This window comes from Pseudomonas sp. MIL9 (assembly GCF_016887925.1).
In the GTDB taxonomy this organism is placed as follows: Bacteria; Pseudomonadota; Gammaproteobacteria; order Pseudomonadales; family Pseudomonadaceae; genus Aquipseudomonas; species Aquipseudomonas mohnii.
Genome location: NZ_JAFEHE010000001.1, coordinates 77,087 through 95,008, shown reverse-complemented (window position 1 = coordinate 95,008; position 17,922 = coordinate 77,087). Strand labels below are relative to the sequence as shown.

Here is a 17,922-nt window from a genome sequence, read left to right as displayed (position 1 = left end):
CAATTAAAGTAGTCCGGCCTGAGTCATGAGCTCCACGGCTTTCTTGCTGTCGAGTTTGGAAGCATCGACAGTTGGCGCGTCAAGCTGCTGCAAAGGCACCAGTTTTGGGTTGGATTGAGCGTTCTTGCCCACGGCGTATTCAAACGAAGTGCCGTTCTTGAGCGTGTCCTGGCCTTCCTTGCCTGTCACGTACTTGAGGAATGCCTGGGCTTGTTCCTTGTGTTGGCTGGAGGCGAGGACGCCGCCGCCCGAGATGCTGACAAAGGCACCCGGATCCTTGTGTTTGAAGTAGTGCAGGGCGGTGTTCTTGCTGTTCTCACCGGTCTTGGATTGATCGACCAGACTGTAATAGTGGTAGATCACGCCGCTGTCGATCTGCCCGGCATTGACCGCCTTGAGCACCGAGCTGTTGCCCCGGTAGGCGGTGAAATTGGTTTTCATTGCCTTGAGCCATTCGAGGGTCGCGGCTTCGCCTTTCTGCTCCAGGATGGCAGCGACGATGGCCTGGAAATCGGCCCCGCCCGGCGATGCGGCCCAGCGGCCTTTCCAGGCTGGCGCCGCGAGGTCCATGATCGATTTCGGAAGCTGTGTTTCCGGCAGCTTGCTCGGGTTGTAGACGAATACGGTAGAGCGAGCGGCGATCCCGACCCATTTGCCGTGGGCCGGGCGGTAGGCGGAGTCGACTTGGTCCAGGGTGGTTTTGTCGACCGGGGCGAACAGACCCGCGTTATCGACCAGGACCATGGCGGGAGAGTTTTCAGTCAGGAACACATCGGCTGGCGACGCGGCGCCTTCCTGCACGATCTGATTGCCCATCTCGGTGTCATCACCGTTACGCAAGGTGACGGGAATACCGGTTTCCTGGGTAAAGCCTTCGACCCATGCCTTGGTCAGACCTTCGTGCTGCGCGTTATAAACCACAATACCGACGCTGTCGGCTGCATACACGTGGCCAGCACTCACCAGGGCGGTGGCCAGCAGGGCTTTTTTCAGGAATGACGGCAAACGGGAAATCATGCGGGGGCAGCTCCGGCTTTTAAGAATCGAACACGTAGAGTTGACGAGGATAGGACGTCGCTCAGTGTAGTTCAATAGGAATCATTTGCATGTTTGGCGGGCGAATGTAGTGCGGAGAATGAGAAAAAAACGTCAAAAAAATCGTTAATTCCCGTCATTTGACGCTTCAGCGAAGGCCAGTAACGGCTCAAGCGCGGGCTTCTGCGCAAAGGGCTCGCGCAGCGTTGCCCTGGACCCGAAAAACCAGTGCACCCCTGACGCAAAAAAAACCGAGAACCCGTCGAGGGTCTCGGTTTTCCACATCAATCGCCGTCAGGGCTGGCTTTGTGGGAAGATCAGAACTTCCAGGTTGCCGCGCTGAAAACGCTGGCCGTCGATGGGCAGTAATTCGACTTCCTGAATCTCATCGACACTGTTGACGCGCATCACCACGCCGACCGAACCCTTTTTGCGCGCCTCGGTCATCCACTGCCCGACGTCTAACTTGGTGACTATGCGCGAAGCCATGGCCGGGTCGCTGAGGCCGTATTTCAACTCGCCGGCAATGTTGTAGAGATCGACCTGTGGGCGTTTCATCAGCCAGGACAGCGCCGAGGCCGCCCCCAGGTCATTGCTGAGCAATGACGTGGTCTGCTTCAGGCTGTCCAGGTGCTCGGCGATAAACCGGTCGGGCATTTTGCTGTCGACAATCTGGCTCGGCATGGCGGCCGGCAGCAGCGCGACCAGCAGCCAGATGCCAAGTGCCGGCATCGCCCAAAGTTCCAGGGGACGCAGGATCTGCAGGGCGTTGGCGATGATCCAGCCAACCAGCACGATGTACACCATGGACAGGTTGAACATCTCGGTGTTCGCGTAGATTTCCCTGGTCGCCTGAAGATAGAGCAAAGCCAGCAAGGCGCCGGTGGCAATGACGACATTGAGCCAGCCGTTAATGCGAATCGTCCGGCCTCGCGCTTGGGCCAGCAACTCGGTCACGGCATGTCCCATCAACAATGCCAGGGGCAACAGGCACGGCATGAGGTAGGTCGGCAGCTTGCCGCTGCACATGCTGAACACGGCCAATGGCAACAACAGCCAGAGCAGGAGAAAAGCAAAGACCGGTTGGCGCTTGTTCTTCCAGGCCTGGATGAAGGTCGTTGGCAACAACGCCGCCCACGGCAGGCTCGAGACCACCATCATTGGCAGGTAGAACCACCAGGGACGAGCGTGTTGTGCGTTATCGGCGGCGAACCGGCGCACGTGCTCGTTCCAGAAGAAGAAGTTCCAGAAATCCGGTTCTTGATGGTGGATGGCAAGCACCCAGGGCAGGCAGACGATGATCGCAACGAGCACCGCCAGCGAGCCGTAGCCCAACATTTCCTTGAAACGGCGCTGCCAGAGCGTATAGGGCAGGGCGATCAGCGCCGGCAACAACCAGGCGAGAAACCCTTTGGTCATGAAGCCCATGCCGCAGGCAAAGCCCAGCAATGCCCAGGCCCCCAGCCGACCACGGCTCGTACGACTGTCGATGCCGAACCACAGCATGACCAGGCTCAAGTTGACCCAGAACGTAAACTGCGGGTCCAGGTTGGCGTAGCCGGACTGGCCGGCGATCAGCCCGAAACTCATGTAAAACAGCGCGCAGGCAAAACTTTTGCGCGGATCGTTCCAGAGTCGGCGGCTGATCAGGTAAACCAGCCAGACGCTCAGGCCGGTACTCACCGCCGAGGCGATCCGTACCCCGAAGAGGTTGTCGCCAAACACCGCTTGCCCGATGGCGATCATCCAGTAACCGGCAATGGGTTTTTCGAAGTAACGGATACCCATGAAGTGCGGTGAGACCCAATTACCGCTCAGCAACATTTCCTGGCTGATCTGGGCATAGCGGGTTTCATCGGGAATCCACAAGCCATGGGTCATCAGTGGCCGCAGGTAGAACGCCACGAACGCCACAGCCAGGGCACACAGGATCCAGCGCTCACTGAAAAGCATTGGCCGGGAGGCGTTACGGGGCAAGCCGTCAACAGATCGGGGTAAGGAAGGGTGGTGCGTCATTGCTCGTCCTTGGTACTCGGAAGTTGCCTGCAAGTATGGGCAGTTTCAGGTTGTTGGCCGACGGTGCCGAATTGATTACGTGTCATTTAGTTTCAGCGAAAACTCAATAAAAGGGAGTGCGCTCACAAGTGCACTCTTAACTAAGCCTGATGGTTGTTTCAGTGTTTTTGATTAGACAGCAAGTGCCAGTCTTCTGCCTTGACAATGCCGACTATCTGAAGCTCTCCATCGGTCGCGATGTGCACGAACAATGAACTGCCATATTCACTGGTAGCGGCATGTTTGAAGCCGGTCTGGGTTTCAAAATCGCTGATGCATCCGCTGTGCGTCACCAGTACCAGATTGTGTCCGACACGCTTGTGCGCCACGACGTCATTGCGCAGGGTACTGCCACAAGTGGCTAGCCAATCCTGGGCCTGCGCGTCTTTTCCAAACATGTAATGTGCGGTTTGCATCGTGCGGGTCAGCGGGCTGGAAAGGACATCGGCCTGCGTCATCCCCAGGCCCGGAAAGCCTTGCCCGACGGCCTTGGCCGCTTCACTGCCCAGGCGGGTGATGCCATCAGCCGGCCCCAGGCAAGGGTTGGTTGAGCGGTCACAGCGTTCAGCATGGCGCACCAGGACCACCACCTCGCCAGCCGCCCATACCTGCAACAGTTGAGTCCTGACTTGCGTTCCGGCGTCCACCAGATTGACCGGCGATTTTTGCCACCAGACAAAACCGGTCACCAGCGCGGCAACCAACAGCACACCACTGAGTGTCAGCAACGGTTTGAGCAGGCGCTTTGCCTGAACGGGGTGCTGAGACCCTTTGTGCGAAAAGCTGTTGATCAAGTTCTTTCTACCTGCGGAGGCGCATTTGAATGTGCTGTTAATGACAGGATTCAAACGGCGCCGAATGATTGCCTCATAACCAAGAGGGCGATTTAGTCGCGGTGAAAACTAAATCCGTGCAGGTGTCGGGGGGGTGAAATGAATGTGAAAAAAACGCAACGATGCGCGAACGGATAACTTTGTTTGTTATTGGTAACTCTTATCTTTTACCGGGGCTTGAGACACAGTCGAGCTGGGCGTAGATCACCCGGCTCAACGGCGATCCAGTTACCGTTGAGCACCGAGCCTGTGCAAGGTGATCAGGCTGACGGACAACTCGAGCGCGTGCTCGAGGCGGCCTGGCTGATCAGCGTAGCGAGGCGTTTAACGTTGTTCTGTTGTGCTGCCACCAGTTCATCGATGGATGGCCCGGAAGGGGTCTGTAACGTACTGTGGCAGGTCATCAGAATCTCCTCGCCGTTGCGCAGACGCCATTTCACATCGATGAGCCCGTATTGGCCGGGGATCGAATCAAAACGCTGTACTTCCAGGCGCACCGAAAGTTTGCGTTGCGGATTGCTGTTGACCATCTGATCGGCCAGGGCACTGCGCAACTCATCCACCAGGCTCGCCCCCCACCACTGGGTTTCGAGGATCGCCATGCCCGTATTGCCCTCGCGCACGACGATTTGTGGACGATCGACCTGGGGCGGGACGACCAGGCTTTCAATCCGGATATCTGTCGTTGTTCCCGAGTGGGTGCTCAATTGAGCCGGGGTCAGGGTGTGGAACTGAATCGGATCGCTGCGGCAGGCGGCGAGCACTGCCAACGCAGCGATCAACGTAATCTTCAGCGGAAAAACCATGGGTGAGGCTCCTCTGGTCATTTGCTCGGTGGTCCTTGCAGATCAATCGGGGCGGCGTTGTCGGGGCGGCCGCGAATCAGGGATTCCGGATGCCGTCCCAGGTAGTCCGCCAGATCACGCAATGAACGGGATGTGCGCCCGAGTTCGTTCAGGGTCTGGTCCAGTTTTTCCCGTTGTGGCGAATCATCGGCCAGGGTGGAATGGGCCGATTGAAGTGTCGAGTTGGCCGTTTGCAGGGTCTTGCTGACGTCCGTGAGCGTGTTATACACGCCAGGCAAGGTCTTGGCGTTGAACTGTCCAAGGCTTTTGCGCAATTCGACCAGGTTGCTGTCGAGATTGCTGGCAATGCGCTCGATCGGCAGTTGATTGATCTTGGCGACCATGGCTTCGAGTTTTTCCTGCAGTTGTTCGAGGTTGCCAGGAATCGTCGGAATCATGACCGGGCGCACGTTGGCATCGAAGGTGACTTTTTCCGCTTTCGGGTAGAAGTCCAGGGCGATGTACAACTGGCCGGTCAACAGATTGCCGGTGCGTGCCTGGGCGCGCAGGCCGTTTTCGACGAAGGAACCCATCAGCCGCACACCGCCGGCTTCATCGTTGGGGTCATGATTCATGGCCTTGAGCATTTTCTGATGAGCCGGACCCAGGCGTTGCGGATAGATCACGATCCCGACATTGACCGGGAAACTGCGTTTTTGCGCGTCGAAATCGAGATTGACTCCGACCACCTTGCCAATCTCCACGCCCTGGAATTCGACCGGAGCATCAACCTTGAGCCCGCGCAAAGCCTGATCGAAGCGCAGGGCGAGGTATTGCGCCTTGCCATTGGGTGGCGCCAGGGCGGTTTGCTGGTCCTCGAACAATTCGTAGGTATATTCCTCCGCGGCCGGCTTGTCGTTGGGACTGTATTCAGGCGCACGGAAGGCAATGCCGCCGACCAGCAAGGCGGACAAGGATTCGGTCTTGACCGCGAAGCCGTTGGCGCCGACGTTCACATCGACGCCACTGGCATTCCAGAAACGGGTGTTCTCGGTAACGTACTGGTCATTGGGGGCGTGGACGAACAGGTCGATGTTCACCCCCTTGCCGTCAGGGTCCAGGGCATAGGCCACGACCTGGCCGACCGGGATCTTGCGGTAGTACACCGGAGAGCCAATATCCAGCGACCCCAGGTCCTCCGTATGCAGGGTGAAGCGTTTGCCCGGTTCGCCGTAGGTGATGGGGGGCGGGTTTTCCAGGCCCTTGAAATTTTTCGCCCTGGCATTGGCCTGGCCGATATCGGCGCCAATGTAATCCCCGGACAACAGGGTATCGATGCCCGACACGCCGCCGGCGCCGATACGCGGGCGCACGACCCAGAATTTTGAGTCTTCGCGGGTAAAACTCTCCGCCTGCTTGGCCAGTTTGACGGTCGCGTTGACGCTTTTCTGATCGTTGCTCAGTTCCACGTCCGAGACTTGGCCGATCACCACGTTGCGGTATTTGACCTCGGTCTTGTTCGCCGTCAGGCCGTCACCGGTCTTGAAGGTGATGGTGATGGTCGGCCCCTCCTGCAGGATGCTGTGCACCACCAGGGAAATGCCCACCAACACCGCGACAATCGGCACGATCCAGACCAGTGACACGCTGAAGCGGCGGGTCTTGACCGGTGCCGGTCCGGGAACCTGCGCCCCGTCAGTGGCTAGTTGCTTCATCCGTGATCTCCTCATTGTGTGGGGCTTGCGGTTTTTCATCCCAGATCAGGCGCGGATCGAAACTCATCGCCGACAGCATGGTGAACACCACCACCAGGCCAAAGAACAGAATGCCGGGCCGCGGTTCGATATCGGCCAGGGCTTGAAACTTCACCAGCGAGGCCACCAGCGCCACCACTATCACGTCGAGCATGGACCAGTAACCGATGACCTCGACGAAGCGGTACAGCTGTGATCGCTCCTTGCGCGCCCAATGGCTGCCCCGTTGCACCGTCACCAGCAATAACGTAATGGCCACGAACTTGACGCCGGGCACCGCGATACTGGCGATAAAAATGATCAGGGCGATGTCCCAGGAACCGGCCTCCCAGAACTCCAGCACGCCACTCATGATGGTGCTGTCGGCGCCATGGCCAACCATTTTGGTGTTCATCACCGGTAGCAAGTTGGCCGGGATGTAAAACACCAGGGAGGTGATCAGGTAGGCCCAGGTGCGGGTCAGCGAATTGGTTTTGCGTCGGTGCAGCGGAGCGCCACAGCGCTCGCATTCGTGGGGCTCGTGGGTCATGTCGCAAGCCAGTCCGCAGCTGTGACACAGGCACAAGCCGAGTTCACGGGCCACCGGAGGCGTTGTCATAGGATGTCCCAGAGTTCGCGAATGTCGCGCCCGGCAATGCGGATCATCATCAGGCTGAGGATGGCCAGGGCAAACAGGCCGATCCCCGGCAACACATCGAGAAAACCGGCGAGTTTGATCACCGCGACCATTGCCCCCAACAAGCAGACTTCCAGCATGCTCCAGGGCCGCAAGGTTTCCAGCCAGCGCATGCAGAACTTGAAAGCGGGCGAGCGTCGGGCGGCGAGGGCGAAACCGAGGACCCAGATCAGCAGCAACAGCTGAAAGATCGGTGCGATGATCATGGCGATGGCCGCCACCATGGCGATGAACGTGATGGGCCCCAGACTCAGGGCCATGACCGAATCCCAGAGCGTCGCGCTGTTTTTCAGGCCCTTGAGACTGATGCTCATGACCGGGTAGAAATTGGCGAAAACCCACAGCATCAGCGCGGTCAGGGTCAATGCCAGACGCTGCTGGAGCGTCAAGCCGTCATAGCGCTGCAGCACCCCACCGCAGCGGGTGCACAGGGTTTTCTGGTGTTTGGCGAGCGTGACTTTCTCGTACACACAGTCGCAGTGCTCGCAAATGATCAGTGGGGCAGTCGTCGCCATTGGCCAAGCTCGACAGGAGGCAGGAATGAATGAGCACCTCCTCAATATAGAAGTGACTGGCCATTGAGCAAATCGAAAGGCAATTTGAAGACTGAATGAAGCGGCCTGATCAGCCGGCTACCGGTGGCGAGGGGGCTCGCCACCGGGTGGGTTTATCTCTTGAGGCCAGCCTCAGCCCAGCACTTCACGCAGGCGATACCACAACATGCCGAGTGCCAGCAGTGGCGAACGCAGAACGCGGCCGCCGGGGAAGGTCATGTGCGGCACGGCGCTGAACACGTCAAAGCCGTGGCTGTGACCCGCGTGAATGGCTTCACCCAGCAACCTGGCGCACCAGTGGGTCACGTTCAGGCCATGACCGGAATAACCCTGGGCGTAGAACACATTGGGATGCTGGCTCAAGCGCCCGACCTGCGGGAAGCGATTGGCGGTGATGCCGATCATGCCGCCCCATTGATAGTCGATGCGCACATTGGCCAATTGCGGGAAGACCTTGAGCATCTGCGGACGCATATAGGCCGAGATGTCCCGTGGATCGCGCCCCGAGTAATGACAAGCACCGCCGAACAGCAGGCGCCGGTCGGCGGATAACCGGTAATAATCCAGGCCCACTTTCTGGTCGCACAGGGCCAGGTTTTGCGGAATCAGTTGTGAGGCGAGCTCTGCCGACAACGGTTCGGTGGCGATGATGTAGCTGCCTGCCGGCAGCACCTTGCCGCTGAGTTTCGGCTCAAGTTCTTCCAGGTGAGCGTTGCAGGCCAGTACCAGGCTACCCGCGCGCACCGTGCCACCGGCACAGCGCACCTGCACGGTACTGCCATGGATCAATTCCAGCACCGGGCTCTGTTCGAAGATCCGCACGCCCAGGGACTCGGCGACTTTCGCCTCGCCCAGCACCAGGTTCAGCGGGTGCAAATGCCCCGACCCCATGTCCACCAAACCACCGGCATACACACCGGAGTTCACCACCTGCTCACGGATCTGCCCCGGTTCGATCAGGCGGGTTTCATGGGCGTAACCCGATTCCTTCAGCCCGGCGTATTCGGCTTTCAGACCGGCGAACTGCGCCGGGGTATTGGCCAGTTCGCAAAAGCCCCAGCGCAGGTCGCAGTCGATGCCATGCTCGCGGATACGCTGGCCCACGAGTGCCACCGATTCGATACCGGCCTGCTCCAGATAGCGCACGCCGTCGGCACCGATGTGCCGGGCGAAACCGCTGACGTCATGGCCGATTCCGCGAATCAACTGGCCACCGTTGCGCCCGCTGGCGCCCCAGCCGATCCGCCGGGCCTCCAGCAGGATCACCGAGAGCCCGCGCTGGGCCAGTTCGATGGCGGTGTTGACGCCGGTGAAGCCGCCGCCAATCACACAGACATCGGCGACCAGGTCCCCGGCCAGCACGGGCCGGGGTGCCATGTCCCTGGCCGAGACGGCGTAGTAGGAGAGCGTGTGTTCCTGGGTGTACTGGTTCATTGGTTGGACTTCACTTTGCTCCAGGAACGGGTCATCAGACGCATGATCGACTGCGGAGGCGTGGTGGAAATGTACAGTTTGTCGAGCACTGCCTGGGAGGGGTAAACCTCGGGATTGTTCACCAGTTCGGCGTCCATGTACTGCTTGGCGGGCGGGTTCGGGTTGGCGTAGCCGACCGAGGCGCTGACCTTGGCGATCACCTGTGGATCGAGCAGGTAATTGATGAAGGTGTGGGCTTCTTTCGGATTGCTGGCGTCGGCCGGGATGGCCAGCAGGTCGAACCACAAATTGGCGCCTTCCTTGGGAATGGCGTAGGCGATGTTCACGTTGTTCTTGGCTTCCTTGGCCCGGTTGGCGGCCTGGAACACATCACCGGAGTAACCGAACGCGACGCAGATGTCGCCGTTGGCCAGGTCCGACACGTACTTGGAGGAGTGGAAGTAGGTGACGTACGGACGGATACTCAACAGCTTGGCTTCGGCTTTCTTGTAGTCCTCGGGGTTTTCGCTGCGCGGGTCCATGCCCATGTAGTTGAGCACCGCCGGGAACACTTCATCCGCCGAGTCCATGATCGACACGCCGCACTGGCTGAGCTTCTTGATGTTTTCCGGTTCGAACAGCACGGCCCAGGAGTCGATATGATCGATCCCCAGCACCTGCTTGACCTTGTCGACGTTGTAACCGATGCCGTTGGTGCCCCACAGGTACGGCACCGAGTGAGCGTTACCCGGATCGTTTTTCTCCAGCAGCGCCAGTAGCTTCGGGTCGAGATTCTTGAAGTTCGGCAGTTGCTCGCGGTCCAGCTTGAGGAACGCGCCGGCCTTCACCTGGCGGGCGAGGAAGTGGTTGGATGGCACCACCACGTCATACCCGGTCCGCCCGGCGAGCAGTTTGCCCTCCAGGGTTTCGTTGGAGTCAAAAACGTCATAGATCACCTTGATCCCGGTGTTGGCCTGGAAGTCGGCGAGGGTGGTCTCGCCGATGTAGTCGGTCCAGTTGTAGACGCTGACCTGTGGCTGAGCCTGGGCAACGGCGCTGAACAATACCGCCAGCGCAACCGGAACCACGGATTTCAATAGACGCATATCGACACCTTTCTTGGAATTATTGGATTCTTCAGGTGATGTGTTGGTTATCACCGGTTTCCTGTGGGAGCGGGCTTGCCCGCGAAGGCGGCGTGTCAGTCACCACAACGGTCGAATGTGCCGGCCTCATCGCGGGCAAGCCCGCTCCCACAGGGGATGCGTGTCCCCAGGGAGAGCAGGGGGGTTAGACGCTGAGCATCAGGAACTCACGCTCCCAGGAGCTGATGACCCGCTTGAAGTTCTCGTGCTCGGCGCGTTTTACCGCGACATAGCCCCGCACGAACTTGCTGCCCAGATAACGGCCGACGGTCTCGCATTCTTCCATCTGCGACAGCGCTTCCTCGATGGTGATCGGCAGGCGCAGGTTGCGACGTTCATAGGCGCGGCCCTGGACCCCGGCGCTCGGTTCGACGCCCTCGACCATGCCGAGGAAACCGCAGAGCAAACTGGCGGCGATGGCCAGGTAGGGGTTGGCGTCGGCGCCCGGCAAGCGGTTTTCCACACGCATCGCCTCCGGGCTGGAGGTCGGCACGCGCAGGCCGACGGTACGGTTTTCTTCGCCCCATTCCACGTTCACCGGTGCCGAGGTGTCCGGCAGGAAACGGCGGAACGAGTTGACGTTGGGGGCGAACATCGGCAGCACTTTCGGGATGTATTTCTGCAAGCCACCGATGTGGTGCAGGAACAGCTCGCTCATGTTGCCGTTTTCATCGGCGAAGATCGGCTTGCCGGTGGCGACTTCCACCACGCTCTGGTGAATGTGCATGGCGCTGCCGGGTTCATCGCCAATCGGCTTGGCCATGAAGGTCGCTGCCACGTTGTGCTTGAGCGCGGCTTCGCGCAGGGTGCGTTTGAACACTGTGATCTGGTCGGCCAGGTCCAGGGCGTCACCGTGACGGAAGTTGATTTCCATCTGCGCCGGGCCGTCTTCGTGGATCAGCGTATCGAGGTCCAGTCCTTGCAATTCGCACCAGTCGTAGACGTCTTCGAACAACGGGTCGAATTCGTTGGCGGCATCGATGGAGAACGATTGGCGACCACTTTCGGCCCGCCCCGAGCGGCCCATCGGTGCCTTGAGCGGCAGGTCCGGGTCTTCGCAGCGCTGGGTCAGGTAGAACTCCATTTCCGGCGCGACGATCGGCTTCCAGCCCTTGTCGGTGTACAGCTGCAGGACTTTCTTCAGCACGTTGCGTGGCGACAGTTCGATCGGGTTGCCGAACTTGTCGAAGGTGTCGTGAATCACGATGGCGGTCGGTTCGATGGCCCATGGCACCACGTACACCGCGTCGGACACCGGCTTGCAGACCATGTCGATATCGGCCGGGTCGAGCAGGTCGTAGTAGATGTCGTCGTCGACAAAGTCCCCGGTTACCGTTTGCAACAGCACACTTTCCGGCAGGCGCATGCCTCGCTCATGCAGGAACTTGTTGGTGGGTGCGATTTTGCCGCGTGCAATGCCGGTCAGGTCGCTGACGACGCACTCGACTTCGGTAATCTTGTGATCTTTCAGCCAAGTGAACAGCTGATCGAAAGGGACATTCATAAAGACCTCGTTATTGGTTTTATTAACGCCAGGAGAAGCCGATTTCATCTTTCGGACACTTCCCCTGTAGCGCGTTGACGACTATCTTGGGCGAGCCTTGCGCTTCCATCTATCCACTTTAAGCAGCACAAAGCGCACCAAAAGAGTGCGCCAGGTCACCCATGACAGCCCCTACGACAGTGTTTAATCCGTTACAGGTTCAAGCGTTCAACACCGCCGACGTGGCCGAGCAAATCCGCGCCACACCGGGTTGGGTCCAGCATTACCAACAGATGTCGCCAGGGCATTTCGCCGGTCTGGTGCGCTATCTCGACCTGCAAGGCGTGGAGATTTACGAGGAACACATGAACACCCGGGTCGAGCAGAATTTCAGTGCGCCGCAAGGCTCGCTGGCGTTCTGCTTCGATCGCAGCGACAACGCGCTGTATGTGCTCAATGGTGAAAGTCGCAACATCTGGATCACCCCGGAGAACTATCAGGAAATCGCCGTGGTGTTCGGGCCGGAGTTCGTGCAGCGTCACACGCTGGATGTGGCCAGGCTCGAAGGGCTGTTCATGGCCCCGCTCAATTCGCAGCAGAATGCGCTGTTCAGTCGCTGGCTCAGCGGCACCCTGACACGCTTGTCGCAGACCTTCGATCCGCCGAGCCGCGAGGCGCTGACCCAGCAGTTGCTTGACGATTGCCTGTTCATCCTCGACAACGCCTGCGTGTGCCTGGACCAGGGCGCGTTGCAGCGCCGTGCGGGGGAACGGGCGATCATGAAGCGGGTAGGGGAATGGGCGGCGGATACGCCCGAAGAACACCTCAATCTGCTGGAGCTGTCCCAGGTTGCCGGGGTTTCACTGCGTCAGTTGCAACACGCCTTCAAGACGTTCACCGGCATGGCGCCGACCCAATGGCTGCGCCTGCGTCGCCTCAACAGCGCCCGCCGGGAATTGCTGATCAGCACGCCGTCGCAAACCACCGTCGCCGAAGTGGCGATGCACTGGTCGTTCTGGCACCTGGGGCGGTTTTCCAGCAGCTATCGTGCGCTGTTCAAGGAGTTGCCGAGCGACACCCTCAAGCGTGTGAGTGCCGCGCAGCCGAGTGGTCGCGGGCGCCGTTAGAAGGTCGGCGGGGTGATCACCCAGATCACCACCGCATCGACATCCCCAGGGTTGCCGTAGCGGTGCGGCTCCTGGCTGGAGAAACTGAAACTGTCGCCTTCGTTGAGCTGAAAGTAGCGCTCGCCGACCCACAACTCGAAACGCCCCGAGAGCAGGTAACCCGCTTCTTCGCCGTCGTGGCTGTAGCTTTGCTGGCTGTAGGTGCCCGGAGGGAAACGCGAATGCAGCATTTCCAGGTGCTGACTGGGCTGTGGCGTCAGTAACTGGTCAATGATGCCGTCCTCGTAGTGCACGCTCAGACGACTGTTCTTGCGCACGACAATGCCGTCATCTTCGGGAGCGGTGACCGCTTCGCTGGCGAAGAACCACTGGATGGTCACCCCCAGGCTGCGGGCGATATTGAACAACGCCGGAATCGACGGGTACGCGAGGTTGCGCTCCAGCTGGCTGATGTAGCCAGCGGTCAGTTCGCTTTGTTGCGCCAGCTCCGCCAGGGTCATGCCCCGGCGTTTGCGCAGGCCACGAATCCGCGTGCCGAGAAAATGCGGTTCGGCGCTGCCGGTTTCAGGCGGTGTCTTGCTGTTGTTGCTCATGGGGAATTCCGAACCGGTGGCTACGCCCCGCCCCCTGTAGGAGCGAGCCTGCTCGCGATGAACGTCAAGACACCGCGTTTATCCAGAAAGCGCGCGTCATCGTCAGCGTCCATCGCGAGCGGGCTCGCGCCTGCAAAGAGCGGTCATTTAGAGTCAAAGCCCCGGAGTATAAACAGCCTCAAAGCTCCCACGCGACTTTCAGGCCCTCATAAATCGCTTCTTCGGCCGTTCGCGGCGCCAGGCAGTCGCCAATGCGCCGGAACTCAACCAGTCCCTGCAGTTCGGCACCCAGGGTGTCCACCGGCTGATGGCCCTGGCACAGCACCAGGGTGTCGATGTTTTCCATCAGCATCGGTTCGCCGCTGGCGGTGTGTTGCAGGTAGACAGTGTTGTCATCGCAACCGTACAAACGCGCGTAAGGAGTGATGGCAATCCCCAGTTTGTGCAGCTCGCCGGCCAGTTGATCACGTACGTACAGCGGCAGGTTTTCCCCGCAATGGGTGCCATTGACCGCCAGTTGCACCTGATGCCCGGCACGGGTCAGACGCTCGGCAATGCCGGGGCCGATCCAGTCGCAGCGCCAGTCGACCACCACCACCGACCGGCCGATCTGCACCTCATCGCGCAGTACCTGCCAGGCGTCCACCACCTGCAATTCGCCACCGCGTTCGAAGTGCGGCCAGTAGGGTTCGGCGCCAGTGGCGACGATGACCATGTCCGGTTTTTCCCGTTCGACCAGGGCACGGTCGACCCGGGTATTGCGCACCACACGTACCCCGGCCAGTTCCATTTCCCGTTGCAGATTGGTGCTGGCGCCACCGAACTCGCTGCGCCGTGGCAGCAACTGCGCCAGCAACACCTGGCCACCGAGTTGCGAACTGGCTTCGTACAGCGTCACCTCATGCCCGCGTTGGGCGGCGACAGCCGCGGCTTTCATCCCGGCCGGGCCACCGCCGGCAATCATGATGCGTTTGCGCGTGCTCGCGGGTCGGCGCTCACCGAAGATCAGCTCGCGTCCGGTTTCCGGGTGCTGGATGCAGGAAATCGGCAAGCCCTTGTGGAAGTGGCCGATGCACGCCTGATTGCAGGCGATGCAGGCGCGTACGTCTTCAGCGCGGCCGGCGTCGGTCTTGTTGGGCATTTGCGGGTCGCAGATCAGGGCGCGGGTCATACCGCAGACATCCGCCTGGCCACGGGCAATGATCAGTTCGGCTTCCTGGGGCTGGTTGATGCGCCCGGTGACGAACAACGGGATGTTCAAGCCCGCCTTGAAGGTGCCGGCCTCCTTGGCCAGGTAGGCGGCCTCGATCGCCATCGGCGGCACGATATGCACCGCGCCACCGAGCGAGGCCGAGGTGCCGGCGACGATGTGAACGTAATCCAGTTGTGCTTGCAGCGATTGCACGGCGGCCAGGGATTCGTCTTCGGTCAGCCCTTCGGGGTCGCGCTCATCGGCGGAAATGCGCAGGCCGACGATGAACTGTTCGTCGGTGCTGGCGCGAATGGCGGCAATCACTTCACGCAGGAAACGCAGGCGTTGTTCCAGGTCACCGTTGTAGCCATCGGTGCGGCGGTTGACCCGTGGATTGATGAATTGCGCCGGCAGGTAGCCGTGGCTCGCGACCACTTCCACGCCATCGATACCGGCCTGATGCAGGCGCCTGGCAGCAGCGGCATAGCCGGCGACGATCTCGTCGATCATGCCTTGATCGAGCGCACGCGGCATGACCCGGAAACGCTCGTTGGGCACCGCCGAGGCAGAGTAGGCCACGGCCAGCAAGCCATCGCTGGACTCCATGATTTCCCGCCCCGGATGGAACACCTGGGACAACACCACGGTGCCGTGGGCATGGCAGGTTTTCGCGATTTTGCGGTAGCCGTCGATGCAGGCGTCATCAGTGGCCATCAGCACATGGGAGGTATAACGCGCGCTGTCATGCACGCCGGCCACCTGCAACACGATCAGCCCGACACCGCCCTCGGCCCGCGCCCGGTGATAGGCGATCAACTGTTCGTTGACCAGGTTGTCGGTGGGCATCGAGGTGTCGTGCCCGCTGGACATGATGCGGTTTTTCAGGCGCTTGCCACGGATCTGCAAGGGTTCGAACAGGTGCGCGAAGGCTGGGGTCGGGCTCGGCATGGTGCGGGTACTCCGGGCAGTCTGACCTGTAGGAGCGAGCTTGCTCGCGATGGACTTGAGGACGACGCGTTCATCCAGACAACACGCGTTAGCGTTAACGTCCATCGCGAGCAGGCTCGCTTCTACAGAGGGTTTTTGTGTTGTTATTTTGTTCTATAGAAATTTACCCGCAGTAAAAAATCAACTTGTTTTTTTACTGAGCCTTGCAGTAGTTTGAAATGGCACCCGCATCTTGGGGCGAACCTCACAACAATAAAAAAGGGCCACACCGACTTGAGTTCGGCGGGCACCTGCACGAGGAACCACTGATGAAATCGCAAACGCTCAAGCACGGTTTTTATCCCTTGGTGTTGTCCATGGCCATGGGCCTGGGCAGCGCTCAGGCGGCATCGGAGATGGTGGTGGTCGGTTACGGCGGCGCCGGACAAAAAGCCCAGGATGTGGCGTTCTTCCAACCGTTCAGCGTGGTGGATCAAAGCAAGGTGATCCAGAGCGAATACAACGGTGAGATGGCCAAAATCAAAGTCATGGTCGACACCGGCAACGTCGATTGGGACGTGGTGCAGATCGAGGGTCCGGACCTGATGCGTGGCTGCGAGGAGGGCATGTATGAGCGCCTCGACTGGACCCGCCTGGGCCATGCCGATCAATTGATCCCCGAAGCCGCGCAGGAGTGCGGTTCGGCCGCGCTGGTGTGGAGCGTGGCGATCGCCTACGACACCGACAAATTGGCCCGGGCCCCCACCTCATGGGCGGATTTCTGGGATGTGCAGAAAATTCCCGGCAAACGTGGCTTGCGCAAACGCGCGGTGTACAACCTTGAGTTCGCCTTGCTGGCCGACGGGGTGAAAGTCGAGGACGTGTACAAGGTGCTCAATACCCCGCAAGGCGTGGACCGGGCGTTCGCCAAACTGAACCAGCTCAAGCCCTACATCCAATGGTGGGAGGCCGGCGCCCAACCGCCGCAATGGCTGACGGCCGGCGATGTGGTGATGACCTCGACCTACAGCGGGCGCATCGCTGCCGCCGCGCAAACCGGCAGTCATCTGGGGCTGGTGTGGCCCGGCAGTCTGTACGGCATGGACTACTGGGCGATCATCAAGGGTTCCAAACACGTCGATCAGGCCAAGCGCTTTATCGCCTTCGCCAACCAGCCGGATGCCCAGGTCAATTACGTGAAACAGATTCCTTATGGCCCGACCAATACCGAGGCCGCCGCTCGCCTGGACGATAAACTGGCGCAATGGGTACCGACGGCGCCGCAGAACCTCAAGGGCGCGTTGTCGATGGACGTCGGTTTCTGGGTTGACCATGGCGAGGAGCTTGAAGAGCGCTTCAACGCCTGGGCCAGTAAATAACCGCCTGTGGCTGGACGTCCTTGCACGTCCAGCCGTACTGTCTGCCCAGCCGACCAGTCTGGAGAATTAAAACAATGAACGAAATCGCGACTCACCTGACGGCCGCACCTGCGCGCAGCGCTACCGAACAGCGCCTGCGTGAAGAGTTGGCCGCCTGTTATCGCCTGATTGCGCATTTCCGCATGACCGATCTGATTTTCACCCACATTTCGGTGCGTATTCCCGGCCCGGAGCATCATTTTCTGATCAATCCGTATGGGTTGATGTTTGAGGAAATCACTGCATCGAATCTGGTGAAAATCGACCTCAACGGCCATGCCGTGGAGGCGTCGCCCTACCCGGTGAACCCGGCCGGTTTTGTGATTCACAGCGCGATTCATGGCGCCCGCGAAGATGCGCAATGCGTGCTGCATACCCACACCAAATCCGGCTGTGCGGTGGCCGCGTTGAAGTGCGGCTTGTTGCCGGTGAATCAGATCTCCATGGAGTTCTACGGTCGGGTCGCTTACCACGACTATGAGGGCGTGGCGCTGGACATGAGCGAGCAGCAACGGCTGGTGCAGGACCTGGGCGACAAGCCGGTGCTGATGCTGCGCAACCATGGCTTGTTGACCGTCGGCGAAACCGTGGGGCAGGCGTTCTTGCGCATGTACTACCTGGAAAAAGCCTGCGAAATCCAACTGGCCGCGCAAGCGGCCGGTGAATTGGTGCTGCCCCCGGCTGAAGTCTGTGAGCACACAGAGCGCCAGTTCAACGACCCCGGCCGACCGCTGGATGAAGGTGAATTGAACGACCCGGATGCCATGCAATTGGCCTGGGCGGCATTGCTGCGCTTGCTTGAGCGGGTCGCTCCGGGGTATCGGGATTGATCCGGATCTTCTGTTGATGGGAATGACGCCATCGCCGGCAAGCCAGCTCCCACAGGATGTGTGGGTGTAGCCGGAATGGATGAGCAACCGAAAAACCCTGTG

The 17,922-nt window shown here is 60.1% G+C and carries 15 protein-coding genes; 3 read left to right on the top strand and 12 right to left on the bottom strand.

What is annotated here, in order from left to right; genetic code table 11:
- Positions 1–3: 3 nt before the first annotated feature.
- The 10 genes from JQF37_RS00415 to JQF37_RS00370 form a co-directional block, all read right to left on the bottom strand.
- Complete coding sequence (locus JQF37_RS00415) at positions 4–1,017, bottom strand: iron ABC transporter substrate-binding protein (RefSeq protein WP_130209867.1); 1,014 nt, start codon at positions 1,015–1,017, stop codon at positions 4–6.
- Between the two features lie 312 nt (positions 1,018–1,329).
- Positions 1,330–2,988, bottom strand: a complete 1,659-nt coding sequence (arnT, locus tag JQF37_RS00410) for a lipid IV(A) 4-amino-4-deoxy-L-arabinosyltransferase (RefSeq protein WP_239142498.1) — start codon at positions 2,986–2,988, stop codon at positions 1,330–1,332.
- 221 nt (positions 2,989–3,209) lie between these two features.
- Positions 3,210–3,794, bottom strand: a complete 585-nt coding sequence (locus JQF37_RS00405; RefSeq protein WP_343227657.1) for a histidine phosphatase family protein — start codon at positions 3,792–3,794, stop codon at positions 3,210–3,212.
- A 389-nt stretch (positions 3,795–4,183) separates the two neighbouring features.
- On the bottom strand, positions 4,184–4,729 hold the full coding sequence (locus JQF37_RS00400; RefSeq protein WP_130209861.1) for a PqiC family protein: 546 nt from the start codon (positions 4,727–4,729) through the stop codon (positions 4,184–4,186).
- Positions 4,730–4,746: 17 nt separating this feature from the next.
- Positions 4,747–6,423, bottom strand: coding sequence for an MlaD family protein (locus tag JQF37_RS00395; RefSeq protein WP_130209859.1), 1,677 nt, complete (start codon positions 6,421–6,423; stop codon positions 4,747–4,749).
- The gene (locus JQF37_RS00390) at positions 6,404–7,060 is read right to left on the bottom strand and encodes a paraquat-inducible protein A (protein ID WP_130209857.1); all 657 of its coding nucleotides are present in this window, start codon (positions 7,058–7,060) and stop codon (positions 6,404–6,406) included. Before JQF37_RS00390 ends, JQF37_RS00395 begins: the two co-directional genes overlap by 20 nt.
- Positions 7,057–7,653, bottom strand: coding sequence for a paraquat-inducible protein A (locus JQF37_RS00385; protein ID WP_130209855.1), 597 nt, complete (start codon positions 7,651–7,653; stop codon positions 7,057–7,059). The genes JQF37_RS00390 and JQF37_RS00385 overlap by 4 nt, the downstream gene beginning before the upstream one ends.
- A gap of 171 nt (positions 7,654–7,824) precedes the next feature.
- On the bottom strand, positions 7,825–9,126 hold the full coding sequence (locus JQF37_RS00380) for an FAD-binding oxidoreductase (protein ID WP_130209853.1): 1,302 nt from the start codon (positions 9,124–9,126) through the stop codon (positions 7,825–7,827).
- Complete coding sequence (locus JQF37_RS00375; protein ID WP_130209851.1) at positions 9,123–10,211, bottom strand: polyamine ABC transporter substrate-binding protein; 1,089 nt, start codon at positions 10,209–10,211, stop codon at positions 9,123–9,125. Before JQF37_RS00375 ends, JQF37_RS00380 begins: the two co-directional genes overlap by 4 nt.
- A 184-nt stretch (positions 10,212–10,395) precedes the next feature.
- Complete coding sequence (locus tag JQF37_RS00370; RefSeq protein WP_130209849.1) at positions 10,396–11,754, bottom strand: glutamine synthetase family protein; 1,359 nt, start codon at positions 11,752–11,754, stop codon at positions 10,396–10,398.
- 161 nt (positions 11,755–11,915) lie between these two features.
- Here JQF37_RS00370 and JQF37_RS00365 point away from each other — a divergent pair, with 161 nt between their 5' ends.
- Positions 11,916–12,860: a helix-turn-helix domain-containing protein gene (locus JQF37_RS00365; RefSeq protein WP_130209847.1), complete on the top strand. Its 945-nt coding sequence runs from the start codon at positions 11,916–11,918 to the stop codon at positions 12,858–12,860.
- On the opposite strand, the gene JQF37_RS00360 is transcribed toward JQF37_RS00365, so the two are convergent.
- A complete protein-coding gene (locus tag JQF37_RS00360; RefSeq protein ID WP_130209845.1) occupies positions 12,857–13,453 on the bottom strand; it encodes a cupin domain-containing protein in 597 nt (198 codons plus the stop codon). The two genes, JQF37_RS00365 and JQF37_RS00360, sit on opposite strands and share 4 nt — an antisense overlap.
- A 178-nt stretch (positions 13,454–13,631) precedes the next feature.
- Positions 13,632–15,593, bottom strand: coding sequence for an FAD-dependent oxidoreductase (locus JQF37_RS00355; RefSeq protein WP_130209843.1), 1,962 nt, complete (start codon positions 15,591–15,593; stop codon positions 13,632–13,634).
- A 308-nt stretch (positions 15,594–15,901) separates the two neighbouring features.
- On the opposite strand from JQF37_RS00355, the gene JQF37_RS00350 reads away from it, so the two are divergent.
- Together JQF37_RS00350 and JQF37_RS00345 are read left to right on the top strand one after the other, a co-directional pair.
- Entirely contained in the window at positions 15,902–16,951 is a 1,050-nt protein-coding gene (locus JQF37_RS00350; RefSeq protein ID WP_130209841.1) for an ABC transporter substrate-binding protein, read from the top strand.
- Between the two features lie 74 nt (positions 16,952–17,025).
- Entirely contained in the window at positions 17,026–17,820 is a 795-nt protein-coding gene (locus JQF37_RS00345) for a class II aldolase/adducin family protein (protein WP_130209839.1), read from the top strand.
- The last annotated feature ends 102 nt before the right edge of the window (positions 17,821–17,922 follow it).